Below are 17,538 nucleotides of genomic sequence, written 5' to 3'. Positions count from 1 at the left end.
CCTTGTTTGTTTATTTACTCAAAATGTGCAGTACTAACTTTTCAATCCTTTTTCTATAAGGCTTCTTAAAACCTCCGATTGATTTGAACCATTACCAATTAAAACACCTATTTCGCTCCAAGTTTCTTCTGAAAGTGTCAATGATACCTTTTTAGTTATCCCGAACGCTTTTCGTCCAGCACCTTTTCTTTTGCCACCACGTTGATTTAGGTTACTCTTTTCATTCTCGGTTTGAATTAAGTTACTTTTTTCTAAATCCTTATCACCATTTTGATTTTGGTTACCTATTTCATATTCTTGCTTTAATTTTTCAAGTGCATCTATAAGAGACTGAAATTTTTCAATATCTAATGCGTAGTTCTCTTTTTTCATTACCTTATGACCAAACTCATCTGGATCTTTGTAAGAACGACTTTCTAAGTAATTTGAGTTAATGATGAGTTCAGTTGTTACTGGAATACTTTGCTCTTCTAACAAGCCTAATAATGACTCTATTTCTTTTAACTTTTGAATGTACAACTCTTTCAGTTTTGGTTTTGTCATTTTTAATAATTCATTCATGTAATACGTCCCCTTTTGATTGAAGTTACCTTAATCAAATTATATCACCTAGAACAGAAAATACAATTGATTTCGGTAACCTTTTTCAAAAGAGTACTGAACAATTTGTTTCAAATAGTTAGTAAAAGACTTCCCAAAAAGTTGGATACTGGGTATCGATTAACTTCAATACAAAGTCTTTGTTATTATTCATCCACCTTTCTGCTTTACTAAAAGCACCTTTAGTTTTAATTGCTCCAGCATCTTTTAGATCTTGCCACTCAATACGGAGATTTGCTTCTTGATAAATATGTCCTTCTATCCGGACTTTGATTTCTAATTTATCATCGATGCGATTAGCAAAGCGCAAAATGACTTTTCCGATATTGTCTTGACGGTTTACGTTCAATTCAGTTGTTGTATTGCTCAAAAGATTCACCTTCCTACTTCGCATTTTCTTTCTACTGCACCGTATCTACACGCTTTTTACTATCTTCTGTGTTAAATGATTCCGGATAACGCATTTTCAATTTATCGATGTTCATTTCGCAAATAGTTTCAAGTGAATAATCGTATTTCTCAGCAAGAACAACCAAATTTTCGATTAACATTTTTAATGCTATTTTGACTTTACTCGAATTTAATTCATGACGATGGAATATGAATTTCTTAACTTGTTCTGAAATGTCGCCTGATAAAATTAAGATTTTTTCAATCAACTTTTCCTTTGTGCCTTCCACAAAATAGTTAGCTAGTGGCTCGTATGTCTCACCCAGATACGTTAATATCCCAAAAGCGTAATGTGAAACATCACCTATTTCTTTCAGAATCGATTCACGATCATTAGCAGCACTTAATACCTCGGTGCATTCACCAATCAATCCCATGGCGTAATTCGTTAAGCCATTTTCATACTCAATAGGGTTTTTCGGTTCACCTTTAAACGGCATTGTTCGCTTTGATAACTCTTGAAATTTATTTAGTTCCATTTTGTAATTCCTCCAGTAGTTCAGGATTTTCGTAGATGTTACCTACATACTTCAAAGTGTCATCATACTCAACTACATCTGAAAGTAAATCCGCACCATGATAAAATGCACCATTTTCGAAAGTAACTGCTTTTATATGTTCTACTTCAAAAGATGTGTGACCAGATGATTCAGGGTCGTACATATCATGAGAAAGTGTGTACTTGTATAAATCACCTTCATAAATTTAACGACCATTCATATCTTTAAGGCCTGTGTATTCCATACGTTTTAGCGTTACATCATTAAAGAACCAAAACCATTTATCTGCTCTACATTCCTCTAAGTAAATCATTTTATTTTTCAAAGGATACCATGCACGAAACTTAATCTCTCTCATTCTGCATTTCCTCCATTTTCTGTTTTAAAACTGTCAAATAAACAAGTTCGTCCATTAACTCTTGTCTAGCATGTTCAATCCATTGAATAGTTGTGTAATCCATTGGATTGACTGTTGTTCCATACTTTGCAAGTCCTTTTGCAGTCTGTAATTCTAGTAAGTTTTGCATATCTCGTAATACTGGATTTGCTAAGATTTGTTCTTCTATTGACATTTCTTTTTATAACTCCTTCTTATAACACGTTCGGTTACAATGTTATTTGCTATTTTCCAATTTTTAATTGTTCCTGGAGATACACCACATATTTCAGCAATTTCCTTATCTGTTTTATCAGCACTTTTTAATTTAAGATATTTTTGTTTTGTTAATTGAACCTTTGAGTTTTTAACTGGAATGAAATCATCTAATTCAACGATATTGTTAGACTTTCGTTTATTAACTAGTTTGAGTAATAATTGACCGTATTTAGTAATCTCTTTACAATTCGGACAGCTATTAAATTCAATGGCTGTGTGACAATTACATTTTGATGAAAGAGCATCGATTTTCTTAATAATCTCCCTACGTTTCTCAAGCATTTTTGCGTTCATCTACATCCCACACTCCTCTCTCAATCCAACCCTCATTTATATACTGCTGAACATATTCAAAATCGTAAGGTATGGAAATACTCACTTCGCATCCATCGACCGTCATAAACATCTCGATATACTTTGTAAATGGATTGGGAATGGCCTTCCACAATCTTCTCTGTAGTTGTTTTTTACTTTTCACCGACTGAACAATAGGAATCCCATTGCGCATGTTCACGATGATTAGAAAGCACCTTTCTTCAAAGCTAATTTCATATGCTGTTTGAATCTGTTGTAAATATTGTGACCAATCATTTTTTTGGACATTGGAACAATTTCAAAATTGTACTTAGCTTTAAATGATTCCAATCGACCTTTCAATGCTTTAGGATCATATGCGCTACGGTAATCACCAGCAACTATTTTTTCATCAAAATCTAATTCTTCAACAAAAAGCACAAATCGACTTCCTTGACTACGAATCAATTCATTTTCAAATGCATGCTGTGTATCTTTTTGTAAGTTGCCAGTAATCTCATCTACTCCGTTTTTGCGTTCAACGAAACTATTGAGATAAATATCTCTTGGTATTCCTAATTCATCGTTTTTAGGAATAAGACATCCGTAATCACCAACATCTAATTTTTTAATTCGAAAAGGTATATCCCGTGCTACGAAATATTCTCTGATATGCTCATTCGATTTCTCACGAGTGTCTATTACGATTGTGAGTGTTTTTATGATTTTATCTATTTCAGTATTGGTGTAAGCGTAGTGAATCATTGAACATCACCTAGCAATTCTTCGAGTTGTTCTAGTGACATCTTATTCACCTTTTTTATCGCTTTTTCTCTAGCAATCTCTGTATCATTTACACGCTTGACATCGGCTTCAAATACCTCTTTACTCTCCCGAAAGACTTCACCAACACCGAATGAACCCGAGCCTTTTATTTTGCGCGTTCTTTGGTCTATACGATCACGATAAGGTTTGTCTTTATCTAGGTTATTAACTCTAACTGCATAAGCACTATTACGATTTGCCTCAACAATTTCGTATTCACTTATTGAACGGTCACGATTTGTGTAGAAGTACCAAATTGATTCAATCCAAATTCGTTGTCCAACTTCTAATTTTTCATATTTAGTCATACCAATCTATTTACCTCCTCATTTTCGCTTAAAACAAGCACCGTACAAGCGTTCTTTTTACAAGTTTGATATATTTATCACCCGTCCTCTAAAACGTCTTAAAACGTCTTCAAATCACTTATTTTGATTAGCGTATAAAATAGCACGTTCATATATTTTTTGTTTCATCACATTTGATTCATCATTTTCAAATTGTCGATAATCTTCATAGATATCATTCCATCCGTTTTTGGCTAACGTTTCTTGCCACTCCATGAACAACATCAATGCATCAACGTCCTCGCATATCCATTCATTGAGTTTCGGATTGTGTTGCCATCCACAAGCTTGATGTATCATCATTCGAATGTGTTTATCGATTGCTTTAGCTTCTTCCCATGACTTAAACCACTTTTCTATTTCACCGAAAATCGGATCAGCTGCTTTTAATACATCCTCTGGAACCAACCTCGCATTTTTTAAAGCTAATCTACCATCCGATTCATCCCGATATATTTCAGCACCATTTTTCCAAATTAGTGATAATATACGTAAAACCAATTATTCCCACCACCTAGTTACTGAAAATTATCAAATTCCCCATAAGTTAACGAAAGTTATTAAACGATAACTCACTTCGCTCTTACAGCCACAAGTGTTTGAAGGAAAATAGTTAATTTCGTTATCCATTTTTTGTATTACCGCTCTATATATATCTTTATATATTTTTTTATTTTTTTAATTAACCTAAAAACAAATAACTAAAATAACTAAAGTAGTAAAAAACAACTCTTAAACCCTTGGTATGACTGATTTTATAAAAAGTTATTGAAAGTTATTTAACACTCCTGATAGTTAGTAAGAGAGCTTGAAACCACCTGTTTCTTCATTTTCAGTAACCTCTTTAGTAACTGGCTTTCGTTCATTTAAGGTAATTCCTGTCAAAAATGTTTTATTTCCAGCACCTTTCGTTTTTCCGAAACCTTTCGTTTCTAACATGCGATAAAACGATCGATTTCCAATTTGGCGCTCTCCAGATTTAAAGCACCAATTGTCATAAACCTTGTACAATTCTTGTGCTTCAATTCGAATTGCTTCATTCTTCGGTTCATCTGTATAACAAATTTCACTAAGAAACGGAGCAAGAATATCCATTTCCTCTTTGTAATTTCCTGTTGCATCCACCACAACCTTTGGCTCTTTCAAACCTGATTGTTGCCACTTCAAACAACCTTCAAGCGCCCAATTCAAAATTCCTGACATCTCGAGTGATAATTTCTCTTCAAGTTTTTTATCTCGCTCATGTGGTTTTAAATTCAAAGTGAAAGGAATGATTTTTACTCGGCGCCAAATACCTTCGTCCACACCGCCAATAATCGGTTTATGGTTTGTTGTAAAGAAGACTTTAAATTCTGGAATAAATTCAAAAAATTCTTGTCGTAAGAATCGGGCCAATATCGGCTCACCACCAGTTATTGTTTTAACAAGTGATTCTTGTAATTTCTCGCCTTCTTCCGATTCAACTGCTGATACAAATCTCGCACTGGCCAACCTCGCAATATCGTTATTTGCGCCTTGGTCTTTTTTCTTGATAAACGTATCTGATTTAGTTTGCAATCCATAATCGCCCATTAAATTTTTAACAGTATTCACAAATGTTGATTTACCATTAGAGCCTCCACCAACAAGAAAATACATACCTTGCTCAGAAATATCACCTGTAAGTGAGTAACCGATTAATCGTTGCATATATTCAATTAAATCTTTATCACCTTTAAAAATTTGATCCAGGAAGTTTAACCATGTTGGACATTCGGCTTTTTCATCAAAAGGAACATTTGATATTTTTGATAACCGCAACTCACGATCATGTTGTTGTAACTTGCCATCACGTAAATTAATAACTCCGTTATCTACGTTGAATAAATATTTATGGCGGTCAAACTCTTCACGTTCAGCTGGTACTAATGGCATTAAATCTTTTATGCTATTCATACGTATATTCCTCTTTCCGCAACTACGTGCCCATTTTACTTCTAATTCGTTATCTGATTTTTCAAGTTCACGCAAAACTTTATTTGCTATACGCTCAATCTGCATTGCCCGGTCAACTTTCCATCGTTTTCCGTCCCATAAATACCAATGTCCTGTATCGCCAACAAATCTGATTACATGGCCATATTCATACGCAATACGTTCGGCATTTCCTAATTCATTAAGTCGGAATTTCTTTTTCGGTTTTTTTTCTACATCATCTGCTACTGTATCAACTGTGAATGACACATCGAACTCAGCATATTCTTCTTCATGCTTGTGGTCCAATACGGTAGTTGTAGTTGAGGTAATAGCCTCTGCTATGGTACGTTCACCATATGTTTCACCAGTATCGCTAAAATGGATTCTGTCCCATTTGTCGCGCATAAGGCTTGTTTCTCTAAACATCGAATCCATTCTTGATGAGCTTTTACCTGTCCAGAATGCAAGATGATTACACAATGATAAATCACTGGATGAATGGTCATTATTCGTTAAATTTCCGTTATACAAAGAGCGTATTTCATCGCCCGATTTACTACGGAACATCCGCTCCCAAAGCGCTTCATTCGATAGCTTGATTTCGTCTTTTTCAAACTCTGCTAAATTGACTCGACCTTGTACATCGCTGTCATCAAAATATTTTTCAAATATCTCGGCCAACTCATCTGTACGATCATAAATTTCATTTGAATTTTCACGATTCCCAGTCATTGTAAAATAACGACCATATTGGTAAATTTCTAAGCCACGTTTTGTACTTCTACGCCCTGTACCCACCACACTTTGTGGAAGGCTCCCCTTGATGATGATATGGATGCCAGTACCACTCACACTAAACTCTGTATAGCTATCCAGTGTATCTATAATTTCTTTAGCAAAATCACTTATAATCGGATTAACTTTATCTGTATCCTCTGCTGCATACGTAACGCATTTATCAATATCAATACCGATATAGTTGTCTTGACGCGAGAATACAAAGCCGATACCATTTGCATTTGATTCCATATAGAATTTAGCTGCAGTTGCAAAAGTGGACCATGTTCTTCGGTCATTACTTCTAGCTTCGTTACCATCTGTTTGATACGGTATTTTTGTATATCGTCCGCCTTTTTCTTCTGACTTCCACAATATCCACTGGGAAAGTGACCTTAATTCAGATGGTATTTCATTAAAATTGATTGGTACTTTCATTTTTTCACCTTTTCACCAGTTTTTTTGTATAAAAAAGAGAAGTCCGCCTAAAACAGACCTCTCTATTAAGTTTTTTAGAATGGTAAATCGTCTTCGGATATGTCAATCGGACCCTTGTTGTTAGCAAACGGATCTTCATTCTTGGACACTTTAGAAGGTGCTACAAATGATACTCGTGGATATTTACGTTCCTTATCATTTTTATCCTCCACATGCTTGATATACACTAATACGTTTTTACCGATGATATTTTTAACTACTTCATCTAAATCAAGACTTTGCTTACCGCTATAACCGCAAGCTACTAAGAATGAGTTTCTTTTCTTTTCTGTACTTTCAGCGTATTCAGGTTTATCGCTACTTAAATAAAGCGTGTTATACAGAACTTTTGCTCCTTGATGTTTTTGATCAACATCAGAACGAATTTCTACATCAAATCCAATTGAATATTGACCTTGCCACTCTTTAGCCTCGGCGTTAATTATTGCAGCTTCATATTTCCCTTCTGCTACTAATTGAAATTCACCTGATGATACATTCTCTTCGTCGAAATTAATTTTGAAACCCATAATTATTTTTCCTCCTTATTGTCTGTGGAAGGCATACTTCCAATATTTAATAATTCATTTTGTAAACAACCGTTACGATCATCCAAGTGGTTTTTCGCATACATGCTTTGATTGCCCTCTAATATGAAACCTCGTGTACCATCTGCTTTCTTTACTAAACGAGCAACCACATGTTCAATGCCCATGATATGATTTACAATTTTATCCCGAATATCAGGTATGAATTGGTTATACTTTGTACCGCCCTCTTCAATGATTTCGCGTGTTGTTTCCCATGATGTGAAAATGATATTTGCATCTAAACTGTTAAAGGTTTCAACAAGCTTCAATAGATGGTTGTCCAGTAATGCATAATCTTTCAATTCTGGCATACCACTTTTTGTTTTTTCTCCTTTTTGTAGCAACCATAACTTTTGATAGTGCGTAAGATTATCGATAAAAACATTGTCATATTTTTTGATGTTAGCTTTAGCGATTGCGTAAAACTTAAGAATACTTTCACGAGGGTTTTCTCCATCAATCTTCGCTACATCGACATTTTCATAACCTGCTAACACTTGGCTTGTACCATCAATATCGAACACCAATGTTTTGCCTGGTAATAATCCAGCTACCGTTGTTTTGCCATCACCTTGTTTCGAATACATGATGATGTGAGCTTTTTTACTTTTAGTGATTTGAGCTCCATTCGTTAATTCCAATTCTTCCACACTCCTTTTCTATTAAAATGGCAAGTTCTCATCATCGACATCATTTTTCTTTTCTTCCTCTTCCTTATCAGCGAATGGATCTTCGAACTCTGGCAATTCTTCATCATTATTTTCCACTTTTACACTGCCATCTTGATTGACTGTATATGGTACACCTTCATGTACTTCTTCAATGCTCATTTGACCATCTGGAGCATCATCCTTCGGCTTACCTTCCATTACCTCTTTAGGTGTGCCATATTGGTACGTTAAATCAACAAGGAAATACTGACCGTATTTGTTGTATTTTTCGCTGATTTTTTTCATAACTAACGCTTCATTTTCTTTCGCTTCAGTAACAATTTCCTCTGCATCTTCTGCTGTATCTGCATACCATTGTTCTTTTTGATTAAGTAATTTTTTCAAGTGTTTTTCCTCCTAATTAGCTTTCTAATGTACTAAGTGCTTCTTTCAAAGCATCCATTGCGCTTTTTACTTCTGATTCGATATATTGGACATCTTCTTCTGAATTGACTGTGAAATCGATGTCAGAAAGTGTGTCTAATGCATGATTTATTTCTGAAACTGCTGAATCTTTAAAGTTATCAACTTCTGTTAATGCATCTGTTAAGCCATTTACTTGTACCATGATTACCCTCCTAAGTTGTGATTTTAAATGTTGTGCCGCCTTCTGAAATCGGAATGTTTGGAACGACTTGACCATTAGAATCAACGACTTTCAAATCGTCTGTTAGTGTTAATTCCTTCTTAAATTCAGTCCACTTTAGTTCCTTTTTGACTTCCACAAAATCAGCAAATTCATTTTGCTCTGCATACTCAATCAACTGTGGAAGGCTATCTTTTTCCGGCTTAACGATTGCTGGCTTGCGAGTAGTAGATTGAACTTTACCGTTTGGTGTGCTAATCGATTTTTGTTTTGGATTTTCGGCTAAAATACGCGCATGATAATCCGTTAGTAAATATTCAAAGAAGCTATTATCACGTTCTGTTTTAGCACGTTCTGCTTTAATCCATTGTTCATACTTAGCGAAAAGTTCTTCCTTTTCTTGTAGTGCTTTATTGTTAATAGCAATTTTGCGTAATGCCCAATCTGCTGAATCTAAACCATCGATTTTAAATTGCTCAACCACTTCTTCTTTTGTTAATTCAACCGAGTTGTCTTGTAACTGCTCGTCTAATTGTTCAAGTTTGTTTGCTAACATTATTCAACACCTCCATACTTAGTGTTAGTGTCGTTGATGATTTTTAATTCACCTTCATCAAAACGCCATTTGTGAAAACCAATACCTGGATTTGTCTCGAATCTAGTTTCACTTATCGATGTGATGTCAAAAAAATCTTTATACTTACCTTCTATTTTATGACCTACTGCAATTTCATTTGGCTGCACCGCCTGTTCAAACTCACTAACATCTAGACCTAGTGCTCGTCCTAACGCAATTGCTTTTCCAATGTGTTCGTTGAATACGTCATTTGGATTGCATTTTGCAGTAGCTTCTTCGTAAAGGTTATTTGTATCAACACCTCGCATCAAAGCAGTGATTGTACGTTTTTCTGCATCGACTACAAACTCAACATTACAAGCATGTTTCCCTGATTTATTTGCGAATACATAGATGCTGCGCCAAGTTTGAACCTTGCCTTTATACTTGCCGTAAAGCGCTTCTCCTGTAATTTCCGTTTTGTTGTCCTCTACAAACTTCTTAGCCTTCTCAATAATCACAGCACGTTTTTGATTTGGTGTTAGTGGTTTGGCTTCGATTAGTTCGTAAACACTAACATTTTCAGGTATGAATTTAGTAATACCGCCATCATAAACATTCAGTGGAGTGCCTTCATTATCAACAAAAGCAAGTTCACCAAGGACACCTATTTTAGCTTTGTAAAGCTGACCTTTAGTTACAATTTCATCGCCTTTGAAATTTACTGTTTTATCAAATACAACCACATCACCTTCACGTGCTTCACGATCAACCTTGCGATATTGCTTACCTTCAAATTCGATGATGTCCTCCACAGTATTAATTGTGGAAGGCTCAATCGATTTCTTACCACGTAATTCATGAACAATTAACTTTAATTCAGCTACTTCATTTTCTAATGCTGTGATACGTTGTTTTTTCGATGAATTTTCACCAAACGCTTTGTGTGCTTTATCAAAATCCCAATGATGCTTGTTTCCTTTATCATCAATAAAGCTATACATCGTTTTATCAATTTTGATAACTTTATACTTTTTACCTTTAGTGAAAAAAGAGCTTGTATTATTAAGGAACGTTAATTCATCCCCAACATTAAATTTTGTCATTTAACATCCTCCTGTGGTACAATACCAGTGTCATTTATAAAATTTTCACGCTCGCCATTGGTTCCCGCCTTTGACGAGTTTTTTTGTGCCTCTATTTGGGCATTTTGTGCATCTTCGATGTCTTGATAGTAATCTGATTCTCTATCGTATAAATCAGCGTGTGTGTAGCCTATACGCATAGAATCACCTACTTTTCAATCTCATCAAGAAGCTTTTCTAAACCTTCACGACTTAATATCAACTTGCCACCTAGCAAACTGTAATTATCATCAGAGACTTCACCAGTCGCTATACACGTCATATTTGGCTTGTACTTCTTTAAAATGATTTGGTCACCATCGATAAAGATTTCGAGTGGATCACCATTTTCAATCCCTAATGTGCGACGTAATTCTTTTGGGACTACCACACGACCTAAATCATCTACCTTACGAATAATTCCTGTTGATTTCATCACTCATTCACTCCTTAATTTTTTATAAACAACCATTATCCACTCGCCATCATTATTCATTGCGATTTTTACATCGATAATATCAACCAGATTGTGGTTCTCTTTTAACCATTTGTTTATGCCGTTTTCATCATTACAGTAAACTTGTATCATCAGTTATTCACCTCCTAGCAATCCTGTGATGCACGTTTACGAGCTAATGTTTTTAGTAACTTTGTGTAAATGGCATCTTCAAGTGGTTGTCCTTCAACACTGTGGATGCCAAGTTTATTCAGTTGTTGGATTACCGCTTTGCGTTTCAACTGCTTATGCATAGTTGTCACGTTTAACTATCTCCAGTGCTGATACAACCCCATCAATATAATCACTTTGTTCCTTATACTCTTTTGCTAGATTTGGTAATGCACTATCACCAAACGGTAACCCATCATGAGTTAACACTTCCTGAATTATTTGATTACCCAATACTTTCAAATGGTCTTTGGAATCCTTAACTAGTTCAACTAAGTCATCCACAATCTGTTTATTAGCATCTGGATACTCAAGCAATTCAGCCAAGTTTTCCACAGCAACATGAGGGCGATCATCATATTGGCTTTGAGACTTTTCAACAAATAGTGATTCACGGCCATTTTCATCTGCTGCATAAACTGTGGAAGGCTTCCCATTCGCACGATAATGAATTGAAACTACTGATAACTTTGTACCTTTTACATTTATAATTGGTTGCATTCTCATAACCTCCAAATAGTTTGATAGTTTTACTTTTGACGTGCTGCTACTGCTTTATTAATCGCATTGCTGATTAAAGCTAAACGTTGCTCAACTGGTAATGCCAACCACTCTGCTACTTTGATTTTCAATTGGTTTCACCACCTAACCAACTTTCAATAGTTTGACGATGAAACAAAATTCGTCCACGTACTTTTTTGTGCGGAATCTCATTTTGACGAGCCATCGTATAAATGGTTGTTTTACCTAAACCAAGTAATTTAGCTACTTCATCAACTGACAATGTGATTTTTTCCAAATTGATCACTCCAATCTCAAAGTTAGTTGTCCATCATGTAAGAATTTATTAATGAAGAACATCAAACCTTTTCCTGTAACAACTACTTGTCTATTAACTTTTAACTCACCTTCTGAATCAAAGTACTGTTGGGCATGTATTTTCATCAGCCCTTGATTTAATGATTTTTGAGTAGGTTTGTTAAACTCTCGACCTTGACGACTAACTAAATAACCTTGTCCACGCAACCATTTGAATAATCTGTCACGCCCAATGTTTACACCATTTTGCCGCATGTACTTTGCAGCACCTTCAATTAGAAGACCTTCATCACTTGTGGTGATTGCATTAGCTAGAACAACTTTTTCACGATCACTTTCTATTTTCTGTTTAAGCTTGTCGTTTTCATCCACAGATTCAGCGAGCGTATAGAGCGCTTCTTTGAATGTAGAGGGAAGATGATAATCTGGTTGCTGGTCAAGTAATGTTTGTTCCATTTCATTGAAACGGTCAATATATGCTACAGCAAATTGAGTACCTTTCGCTCCAGTCATACGAGTTCCATATAGTTCGCAACCTTTCTTCGTTAATAAGAAACAAGGCAACTCTTTATTTTGACTGTTTGTATAAGTTGATTCTATAAAATAGGACTGGGAAGAAGTTCCCTCACCTAATTGATCAACGATTCTTCGAATGTCTTTCAATACATCGTTGTGTGGTCTACTGACCATTTCTGCAATATCTCGACTATCAATCACTAACTGACCGTCTAAATTAGCAATTTCCACTATATTTTCTCCTTATGATCTTTATTAACGTTGCTACCGTCATATAAGCTATAAGTTTGAATATGCTAGATTATTAGGATTTTAGCTGAGTGCATTAGATAATGTTTTGATTAAGGTTTTCTTCTGGTCCCAAATCTTTCTTTAAATGTCTTTGAGCTTTTAAACCCATCAAGAAACCTCTAGCCATCGGAATTTCTTCTTTATCAAGTTCTAATGATTCTGCCAACAGAAGTCTGAATGTATTTTCTCGATCACTATGTTGCTTTTCCATATTTATCACCTCTCTTTTGTAGTTGTGAATACAATTTATCACGAATAAAAGTATTTGTAAATACATAAACACAAAATTTTATTTTATTTTGTAGTTGTGAATACATAATTGTTTGTATATAATAAGAATATAAAGAAAAAGAGGTGAACAAAATGTTAGGGGATAGAATTAAATTAGTGAGGAAAAATTCAAACCTTACACAAGATAAATTCGCAGAGGCTTTATCTGTTACACGACCTATGATAGCAAGTTATGAATTAAGAAAAGTGACACCTAATGATGTTTTTATCAAACATTTATGTAGTAGTTTTAACATAAATGAGGAATGGCTTAGAACTGGAGAAGGTGAGATGTTCATATCATCTAAAGAGCTATATGCAGATATAGTTACTGACGCAATGGAACGTGGAAATGAACAGATAAGGGATTTAATTATTGAAGCTCACGAATTAAGTGATGAGGAATTAGAAACATTTCTTAATTTAATAAGATTAATGAACGCAAAGAAAAAAGGCAACTCAAATTGAGCTGCTTTTTTCTTTTTTATAATTGGCTTTTGTTAAGTACAAAAGATTATCCAATCTAACAGGTGTGGAAATTTGTAGTAACATTTCAACAATTCCCAAATGTTCTTTTGTAATTGTAATCTCTGCACTTGAATTTTCAATTAACTTAATCAGCTCTTTTTTCACGCCAATCACCTCTTATTTTTAAATTATATAAGAACACTTGTTCTTAATCAATAATAATTATGTAACAAAGGAATCAATACAAATTTCACAACATTCGACATTTTTGTTTTCAATTATATTGTATACATAAATTATTATTTTGTGAAAAGCTTTTACATTACGTGACTCGACATATGAAGAAATATTTTCCTCGTTATACATTTCCTCCGACTAAAATGTTTTAATATTTGTCATTATTTATCGAAAAATGGTGAATCATGTTGTAATGTATTTTCTTCCAAATAGCTTTAATTCACATGAAAATAATTTCATTCTGTTATAATCAAGAAAATAACGACAAAGGAGGTAACGAAATGGCTAATATTGAGAAACGAGGAGACAATTCTTATCGCTTCACAGTATACCTTCCAAAAGATGCGCAAGGAAAGTATCCTAAAAAAAGAAAATCAATAACTGTAGAAGGCAAATATACCCCAAAACAACTTAAAGAATATTTGGATAGCGAGTATTTAAGATTTAAAAATGAAGTACTTTCCGGTAATTTCATTGAGACGAAAAAGATGATTTTTTCTGATTTCGCAAAACAATGGGAAGAGAAATATGCTTCTACTCTCGCTGGCACAACTTATGGAAATCATCAACGAAAATTAAATGATCATATACTTCCAGTTATAGGACACATGGAAATAAACAAAATAAATGAACTTATTCTCCTTGATCTATTGTCTAACTTAAAACGTAAAGATGGAAAAGAAGGCGAATTATCTTTCCATTCAAAACAAGATATTTATAGAACTCTCCAAAGTGTTTTTAAATACGCAACGAAATGGAGAGTCATAGCAAACAATCCGATGGATGGTATCGAAAAGCCGAAACCTAACGATACAGAATATGAACATGCAGATTTACAAGTATATGATGAAAATGAAATTGCTCAATTGATGAAGCTTGTTCAACATGAACCTGAACACTGGAGGATTATGTTTACATTGGCATTAGCAGCTGGATTACGTAGAGGTGAACTATTAGGTCTTGAATGGAAGAATGTTGATATTGTTAATAATCAAATCGAAATTAAACAAACAATTGTGTTAACAAAAACTGGTCCTCATATTAAAACAACTAAAACAAAAACATCTAAACGTATCGTTACATTACCTTCAAGTATGATTGAGGAATTAAAAAGGTATCGTAAACAATGGGTTAAAAACAAATTGAAATATGCTGACCAATGGGAAGAAGATAAATATGAATGGGTTTTCTGCAATGAAAAAGGACATCATTTACATCCTTCTAGCCCTACAAATAAATGGAGTAAGTTTCTTAAGGCTAATAAGTTTAAATATATTAGGTTGCACGATTTACGTCACACATCTGCATCGTTGTTAATTGCTCAAGGTGTACATGCTAAAATCATTTCTGAGCGCTTAGGACATTCAGATATTTCAATCACCATGAATACTTATGGACATGCTTTCAAATCAGCAGATCGCGCTGCTGCTGATAAGTTGGAAGTATTATTCAATACCAATGTTAAATAACTGGGGTTAATGGGGTTAATTTGGGGTTAAAATTTACGATAACCCCAAATTAAATTTGATAAAACACAACACTTAAATAACACAAAAACCTTTTATTACAGCTATTTACGATATTACTTAACATGTATTAACACACTGGTTTTCACATTTGAGGAGTGGTGGTTTAAAACTTTCTATAATAACTACGGCATACGCGGCTTTTTTAATTTAATCTTACAGCCACACGGCTTTTGAACAAATCACCCTTCATTATTGGAGGGTGATTTTTTTATGTGATTTTCGTGTCGTGTGCATATCGTGTGTTTTAAAATCGCATGAGAGAGGATGTTTTTTAAAAGATTGTTTCAAAACATAAAACAAAGTAATTCTGGTGTTTACTTCTCATTGGGCACTCCACCAATTATTTCCTCTGAATAAAATCTCAGTTCAATTATTTAAAGAAAAATTTAAAGTGGGTGGGACAAAACTGGTCAAAACCTTAAAAAGCACGATAATTCAATTTAGAAACGTTGATTTCTCGCGTTTTTTGATGTTAAGTTTTTAAATTTTGCGTAAAAAAATATGTTTTTGTCATAAGCGACGTAAATCATTAGTGCGGTCCGAGAGCGTTGCATGAAGATAGATGTCGATATTTTTCAAAAGTTGGTCGATAAATTAAAAAAGTTGGTTGATAAATCGATAAAGTTGGATAAACAATCAAAAGTTCTCGACAAATCTCAAAACTGCAGCTCATTAAAGATTTCTGTCGCTGCGTTGCGCTCTACTCCAATTTCGCTGCAGAAAAATGAGGTTTTGTCCTAGCCTCTAATATGTATTTCATTTGTCCGTTATGTTTACTGGTTCTGGAATTGAGTTGAATTTACCCAACTTATGTTCTTCATTCCGGTCGCCTTTTATTGCATTTTTATAGATTTTTTTCAACGCTGTCTTTGTGACTACCCCACCTATAATTAACTCTTCACACAAATCATATAATCCATATGTTCGAATAAACTCAGATTTTTCTTCACTATCAGAATTAGTTACAATTTGCAATTCTAACTGTTTAATTACATGCGGAACGCTCGTATCATCTGTACAGATAATGGGTAAATGCAGAACTCTAGCTAAAGCAAGTGATGCAGCTTCCCCATCATTTTTAGGTTTCCGACGATTAGGATTTGCTTTAGATTTAGCTGCTTCAATTTTGTTGAATTCAGACCTAATATTTCTTAGTTCAAAACGATAAATACTTCGTTCTTCATCTGTCAATTCGACTTTATCGGAAATTTCTGAATATTTATTTTCTGGATCGCATAACATCAATATTCCCCGCTGAAATAAATCGGTTAAAATCGGTCGAAATTTATTGGTTACTAACAATTCATCAAGAACAGCAGCATCTACGAACATAATACCACCTAGTTTGTCCAATAATCGTATAAAACTAAAATCATTAGAGTAGTAAGTACTAAAAAATACATTTTCGTCTAATACTTTATTGGTATTACGTAAGCCGTATCCCTTCTTCATTTTCACCCTCACCACCTTCCAATTATAACCAGTACTATTCTATAAAAATTCCTTCAACGGATCTTCTTCATCAGAAGTTGAGGGATTAGGAGTAGTGTCTTCTATTCTTTGCTTATACAGCTTTTCATTATCAATTATTGCAATATCAAGAGGACTAGGGATAGCCATAAAATCAATGCGCTCTTTTTCCCAATCACTATCTTTATAATTCTTGATTTTGTCTTTAAATGATTTGTCTAACTTTCTTGATGTATGTAAGTTTAACTCAACTAATCTTCTCGCAACAGCTTCATACGGTGCACAACTCATGTCTGCAAGGTTATAGATAATTCTTTCTTGGTCTTTCACTTCATCAATGAGTTTTTCCCAAATACCTTTAACTAAGTTTTCCGGTAATAATAAAGTCGCTGCAAAACGATCCGCTGAACGTTCAACGACTTTTTTTAGATTTTCATCATTGTTAGAATTGTTCGCATCAAACGCTTTAATTAATTTCTCATGCTCAGGAGTTAAATGAAATAATTCATGAGCTAAAGTAAAGTATTGAACTCTATACGATTGATATGTATTAATAAAAACATAACTGTCTTCTTTTCCATCTTTATAATATTGAACTTTCCCACCAAATAAAAATGGATCATTCATATATTCATAGATAATTGCTGATTTACTTAAATTTCTCACAAACTGCTCAATATAGGCTCCGATAAAAGTGGATGAACCGAAATTATTTTCTAACATACGCCTAGCTGTAATTTCAGCTAATTGTTCACCAAACTCCATTAGAAGATCAGTGAATTTTATTTTTTCTGACATCTTATCACCCTTTCGATAAAAAATAT

General features: G+C 34.1%; 31 protein-coding genes. 2 read left to right on the top strand and 29 right to left on the bottom strand.

Annotated features, from left to right (window positions below; all coding sequences use genetic code 11):
- Window positions 1–33: 33 nt before the first annotated feature.
- The 26 genes from QUF91_RS00155 to QUF91_RS00030 form a co-directional block, all read right to left on the bottom strand.
- Window positions 34–561, bottom strand: a complete 528-nt coding sequence (locus QUF91_RS00155) for a CopG family transcriptional regulator (RefSeq protein ID WP_289416392.1) — start codon at window positions 559–561, stop codon at window positions 34–36.
- Window positions 562–679: 118 nt separating this feature from the next.
- Window positions 680–970, bottom strand: coding sequence for a hypothetical protein (locus QUF91_RS00150; protein WP_289416391.1), 291 nt, complete (start codon window positions 968–970; stop codon window positions 680–682).
- Between the two features lie 31 nt (window positions 971–1,001).
- Window positions 1,002–1,529: a nucleoside triphosphate pyrophosphohydrolase family protein gene (locus tag QUF91_RS00145; RefSeq protein ID WP_289416390.1), complete on the bottom strand. Its 528-nt coding sequence runs from the start codon at window positions 1,527–1,529 to the stop codon at window positions 1,002–1,004.
- Entirely contained in the window at window positions 1,516–1,755 is a 240-nt protein-coding gene (locus tag QUF91_RS00140) for a YopX family protein (RefSeq protein ID WP_289416440.1), read from the bottom strand. The genes QUF91_RS00145 and QUF91_RS00140 overlap by 14 nt, the downstream gene beginning before the upstream one ends.
- Window positions 1,756–1,908 (bottom strand): YopX family protein, encoded by a 153-nt coding sequence (locus tag QUF91_RS00135; protein ID WP_289416389.1) that lies wholly within the window; start codon window positions 1,906–1,908, stop codon window positions 1,756–1,758.
- The gene (locus tag QUF91_RS00130) at window positions 1,895–2,122 is read right to left on the bottom strand and encodes a hypothetical protein (RefSeq protein ID WP_289416388.1); all 228 of its coding nucleotides are present in this window, start codon (window positions 2,120–2,122) and stop codon (window positions 1,895–1,897) included. Before QUF91_RS00130 ends, QUF91_RS00135 begins: the two co-directional genes overlap by 14 nt.
- Window positions 2,113–2,499 carry a hypothetical protein gene (locus QUF91_RS00125; RefSeq protein WP_289416387.1) on the bottom strand — a complete coding sequence of 129 codons (387 nt, stop codon included), beginning with the start codon at window positions 2,497–2,499 and terminating at the stop codon, window positions 2,113–2,115. The genes QUF91_RS00130 and QUF91_RS00125 overlap by 10 nt, the downstream gene beginning before the upstream one ends.
- Entirely contained in the window at window positions 2,480–2,719 is a 240-nt protein-coding gene (locus tag QUF91_RS00120; RefSeq protein ID WP_289416386.1) for a hypothetical protein, read from the bottom strand. The genes QUF91_RS00125 and QUF91_RS00120 overlap by 20 nt, the downstream gene beginning before the upstream one ends.
- Window positions 2,720–2,724: 5 nt before the next feature.
- Window positions 2,725–3,264, bottom strand: a complete 540-nt coding sequence (locus QUF91_RS00115) for an ERCC4 domain-containing protein (RefSeq protein WP_289416385.1) — start codon at window positions 3,262–3,264, stop codon at window positions 2,725–2,727.
- Window positions 3,261–3,632, bottom strand: a complete 372-nt coding sequence (locus tag QUF91_RS00110; RefSeq protein WP_289416384.1) for a beta barrel domain-containing protein — start codon at window positions 3,630–3,632, stop codon at window positions 3,261–3,263. Before QUF91_RS00110 ends, QUF91_RS00115 begins: the two co-directional genes overlap by 4 nt.
- Window positions 3,633–3,746: 114 nt before the next feature.
- Entirely contained in the window at window positions 3,747–4,172 is a 426-nt protein-coding gene (locus tag QUF91_RS00105) for a hypothetical protein (RefSeq protein ID WP_289416383.1), read from the bottom strand.
- A 294-nt stretch (window positions 4,173–4,466) separates the two neighbouring features.
- Window positions 4,467–6,842, bottom strand: coding sequence for a phage/plasmid primase, P4 family (locus QUF91_RS00100; RefSeq protein WP_289416382.1), 2,376 nt, complete (start codon window positions 6,840–6,842; stop codon window positions 4,467–4,469).
- Between the two features lie 74 nt (window positions 6,843–6,916).
- The gene (locus tag QUF91_RS00095) at window positions 6,917–7,411 is read right to left on the bottom strand and encodes a DUF669 domain-containing protein (RefSeq protein WP_289416381.1); all 495 of its coding nucleotides are present in this window, start codon (window positions 7,409–7,411) and stop codon (window positions 6,917–6,919) included.
- Window positions 7,412–7,413: 2 nt separating this feature from the next.
- Window positions 7,414–8,112, bottom strand: a complete 699-nt coding sequence (locus QUF91_RS00090) for an AAA family ATPase (RefSeq protein WP_289416380.1) — start codon at window positions 8,110–8,112, stop codon at window positions 7,414–7,416.
- Window positions 8,113–8,133: 21 nt separating this feature from the next.
- Window positions 8,134–8,526 carry an organic solvent tolerance protein OstA gene (locus tag QUF91_RS00085; protein ID WP_289416379.1) on the bottom strand — a complete coding sequence of 131 codons (393 nt, stop codon included), beginning with the start codon at window positions 8,524–8,526 and terminating at the stop codon, window positions 8,134–8,136.
- A 16-nt stretch (window positions 8,527–8,542) separates the two neighbouring features.
- Window positions 8,543–8,749, bottom strand: coding sequence for a hypothetical protein (locus tag QUF91_RS00080; protein ID WP_289416378.1), 207 nt, complete (start codon window positions 8,747–8,749; stop codon window positions 8,543–8,545).
- A gap of 10 nt (window positions 8,750–8,759) precedes the next feature.
- On the bottom strand, window positions 8,760–9,323 hold the full coding sequence (locus QUF91_RS00075) for a host-nuclease inhibitor Gam family protein (RefSeq protein ID WP_289416377.1): 564 nt from the start codon (window positions 9,321–9,323) through the stop codon (window positions 8,760–8,762).
- On the bottom strand, window positions 9,323–10,429 hold the full coding sequence (locus QUF91_RS00070) for a hypothetical protein (RefSeq protein WP_289416376.1): 1,107 nt from the start codon (window positions 10,427–10,429) through the stop codon (window positions 9,323–9,325). The genes QUF91_RS00075 and QUF91_RS00070 overlap by 1 nt, the downstream gene beginning before the upstream one ends.
- Window positions 10,426–10,608 carry a hypothetical protein gene (locus QUF91_RS00065; protein ID WP_289416375.1) on the bottom strand — a complete coding sequence of 61 codons (183 nt, stop codon included), beginning with the start codon at window positions 10,606–10,608 and terminating at the stop codon, window positions 10,426–10,428. Before QUF91_RS00065 ends, QUF91_RS00070 begins: the two co-directional genes overlap by 4 nt.
- A gap of 8 nt (window positions 10,609–10,616) precedes the next feature.
- Complete coding sequence (locus tag QUF91_RS00060; protein WP_289416374.1) at window positions 10,617–10,883, bottom strand: transition state genes transcriptional regulator AbrB; 267 nt, start codon at window positions 10,881–10,883, stop codon at window positions 10,617–10,619.
- Between the two features lie 3 nt (window positions 10,884–10,886).
- On the bottom strand, window positions 10,887–11,036 hold the full coding sequence (locus QUF91_RS00055) for a hypothetical protein (RefSeq protein WP_289416373.1): 150 nt from the start codon (window positions 11,034–11,036) through the stop codon (window positions 10,887–10,889).
- Window positions 11,037–11,050: 14 nt separating this feature from the next.
- Window positions 11,051–11,206 carry a hypothetical protein gene (locus QUF91_RS00050; protein WP_289416372.1) on the bottom strand — a complete coding sequence of 52 codons (156 nt, stop codon included), beginning with the start codon at window positions 11,204–11,206 and terminating at the stop codon, window positions 11,051–11,053.
- Window positions 11,190–11,615 carry a hypothetical protein gene (locus QUF91_RS00045; protein ID WP_289416371.1) on the bottom strand — a complete coding sequence of 142 codons (426 nt, stop codon included), beginning with the start codon at window positions 11,613–11,615 and terminating at the stop codon, window positions 11,190–11,192. Before QUF91_RS00045 ends, QUF91_RS00050 begins: the two co-directional genes overlap by 17 nt.
- Before the next feature lie 127 nt (window positions 11,616–11,742).
- The gene (locus tag QUF91_RS00040; protein WP_289416370.1) at window positions 11,743–11,913 is read right to left on the bottom strand and encodes a helix-turn-helix domain-containing protein; all 171 of its coding nucleotides are present in this window, start codon (window positions 11,911–11,913) and stop codon (window positions 11,743–11,745) included.
- A 5-nt stretch (window positions 11,914–11,918) separates the two neighbouring features.
- Complete coding sequence (locus QUF91_RS00035; RefSeq protein WP_289416369.1) at window positions 11,919–12,680, bottom strand: Rha family transcriptional regulator; 762 nt, start codon at window positions 12,678–12,680, stop codon at window positions 11,919–11,921.
- Window positions 12,681–12,774: 94 nt separating this feature from the next.
- Window positions 12,775–12,951: a hypothetical protein gene (locus QUF91_RS00030; RefSeq protein ID WP_289416368.1), complete on the bottom strand. Its 177-nt coding sequence runs from the start codon at window positions 12,949–12,951 to the stop codon at window positions 12,775–12,777.
- A gap of 152 nt (window positions 12,952–13,103) precedes the next feature.
- On the opposite strand from QUF91_RS00030, the gene QUF91_RS00025 reads away from it, so the two are divergent.
- The gene (locus tag QUF91_RS00025; RefSeq protein WP_289416367.1) at window positions 13,104–13,478 is read left to right on the top strand and encodes a helix-turn-helix domain-containing protein; all 375 of its coding nucleotides are present in this window, start codon (window positions 13,104–13,106) and stop codon (window positions 13,476–13,478) included.
- Here QUF91_RS00025 and QUF91_RS00020 read toward each other — a convergent pair.
- On the bottom strand, window positions 13,470–13,643 hold the full coding sequence (locus QUF91_RS00020) for a hypothetical protein (RefSeq protein ID WP_289416366.1): 174 nt from the start codon (window positions 13,641–13,643) through the stop codon (window positions 13,470–13,472). The genes QUF91_RS00025 and QUF91_RS00020 overlap by 9 nt on opposite strands.
- A gap of 353 nt (window positions 13,644–13,996) precedes the next feature.
- Between QUF91_RS00020 and QUF91_RS00015 the strand changes: the two genes are divergently transcribed.
- Window positions 13,997–15,184, top strand: a complete 1,188-nt coding sequence (locus tag QUF91_RS00015) for a tyrosine-type recombinase/integrase (RefSeq protein WP_289416365.1) — start codon at window positions 13,997–13,999, stop codon at window positions 15,182–15,184.
- Between the two features lie 816 nt (window positions 15,185–16,000).
- Here the strand turns inward: QUF91_RS00015 and QUF91_RS00010 are convergent.
- Both QUF91_RS00010 and QUF91_RS00005 read right to left on the bottom strand, forming a co-directional pair.
- Window positions 16,001–16,702, bottom strand: a complete 702-nt coding sequence (locus QUF91_RS00010; RefSeq protein WP_289416363.1) for a serine--tRNA ligase — start codon at window positions 16,700–16,702, stop codon at window positions 16,001–16,003.
- 33 nt (window positions 16,703–16,735) lie between these two features.
- Window positions 16,736–17,538, bottom strand: an 803-nt coding sequence (locus QUF91_RS00005) for an ImmA/IrrE family metallo-endopeptidase (protein WP_289416361.1), incomplete at its 5' end; no start/stop codon positions are given.

This window comes from Lysinibacillus sp. G4S2, assembly GCF_030348505.1.
Taxonomy (GTDB): Bacteria; Bacillota; Bacilli; order Bacillales_A; family Planococcaceae; genus Lysinibacillus.
Note: the sequence above shows the minus strand (reverse complement) of the source record. Positions and strands in the feature narration are given on the sequence as shown.

Excerpts from the sequence above, each read along its gene's own strand:
- QUF91_RS00155 (WP_289416392.1), bottom strand. The coding sequence starts at position 561 with ATGAATGAATTATTAAAAATGACAAAACCAAAACTGAAAGAGTTGTAC.
- QUF91_RS00145 (WP_289416390.1), bottom strand. The coding sequence starts at position 1,529 with ATGGAACTAAATAAATTTCAAGAGTTATCAAAGCGAACAATGCCGTTT.
- QUF91_RS00135 (WP_289416389.1), bottom strand. The coding sequence starts at position 1,908 with ATGAGAGAGATTAAGTTTCGTGCATGGTATCCTTTGAAAAATAAAATG.
- QUF91_RS00130 (WP_289416388.1), bottom strand. The coding sequence starts at position 2,122 with ATGTCAATAGAAGAACAAATCTTAGCAAATCCAGTATTACGAGATATG.
- QUF91_RS00125 (WP_289416387.1), bottom strand. The coding sequence starts at position 2,499 with ATGAACGCAAAAATGCTTGAGAAACGTAGGGAGATTATTAAGAAAATC.
- QUF91_RS00115 (WP_289416385.1), bottom strand. The coding sequence starts at position 3,264 with ATGATTCACTACGCTTACACCAATACTGAAATAGATAAAATCATAAAA.
- QUF91_RS00110 (WP_289416384.1), bottom strand. The coding sequence starts at position 3,632 with ATGACTAAATATGAAAAATTAGAAGTTGGACAACGAATTTGGATTGAA.
- QUF91_RS00100 (WP_289416382.1), bottom strand. The coding sequence starts at position 6,842 with ATGAAAGTACCAATCAATTTTAATGAAATACCATCTGAATTAAGGTCA.
- QUF91_RS00095 (WP_289416381.1), bottom strand. The coding sequence starts at position 7,411 with ATGGGTTTCAAAATTAATTTCGACGAAGAGAATGTATCATCAGGTGAA.
- QUF91_RS00080 (WP_289416378.1), bottom strand. The coding sequence starts at position 8,749 with ATGGTACAAGTAAATGGCTTAACAGATGCATTAACAGAAGTTGATAAC.
- QUF91_RS00075 (WP_289416377.1), bottom strand. The coding sequence starts at position 9,323 with ATGTTAGCAAACAAACTTGAACAATTAGACGAGCAGTTACAAGACAAC.
- QUF91_RS00070 (WP_289416376.1), bottom strand. The coding sequence starts at position 10,429 with ATGACAAAATTTAATGTTGGGGATGAATTAACGTTCCTTAATAATACA.
- QUF91_RS00065 (WP_289416375.1), bottom strand. The coding sequence starts at position 10,608 with ATGCGTATAGGCTACACACACGCTGATTTATACGATAGAGAATCAGAT.
- QUF91_RS00060 (WP_289416374.1), bottom strand. The coding sequence starts at position 10,883 with ATGAAATCAACAGGAATTATTCGTAAGGTAGATGATTTAGGTCGTGTG.
- QUF91_RS00055 (WP_289416373.1), bottom strand. The coding sequence starts at position 11,036 with ATGATACAAGTTTACTGTAATGATGAAAACGGCATAAACAAATGGTTA.
- QUF91_RS00045 (WP_289416371.1), bottom strand. The coding sequence starts at position 11,615 with ATGCAACCAATTATAAATGTAAAAGGTACAAAGTTATCAGTAGTTTCA.
- QUF91_RS00030 (WP_289416368.1), bottom strand. The coding sequence starts at position 12,951 with ATGGAAAAGCAACATAGTGATCGAGAAAATACATTCAGACTTCTGTTG.
- QUF91_RS00025 (WP_289416367.1), top strand. The coding sequence starts at position 13,104 with ATGTTAGGGGATAGAATTAAATTAGTGAGGAAAAATTCAAACCTTACA.
- QUF91_RS00015 (WP_289416365.1), top strand. The coding sequence starts at position 13,997 with ATGGCTAATATTGAGAAACGAGGAGACAATTCTTATCGCTTCACAGTA.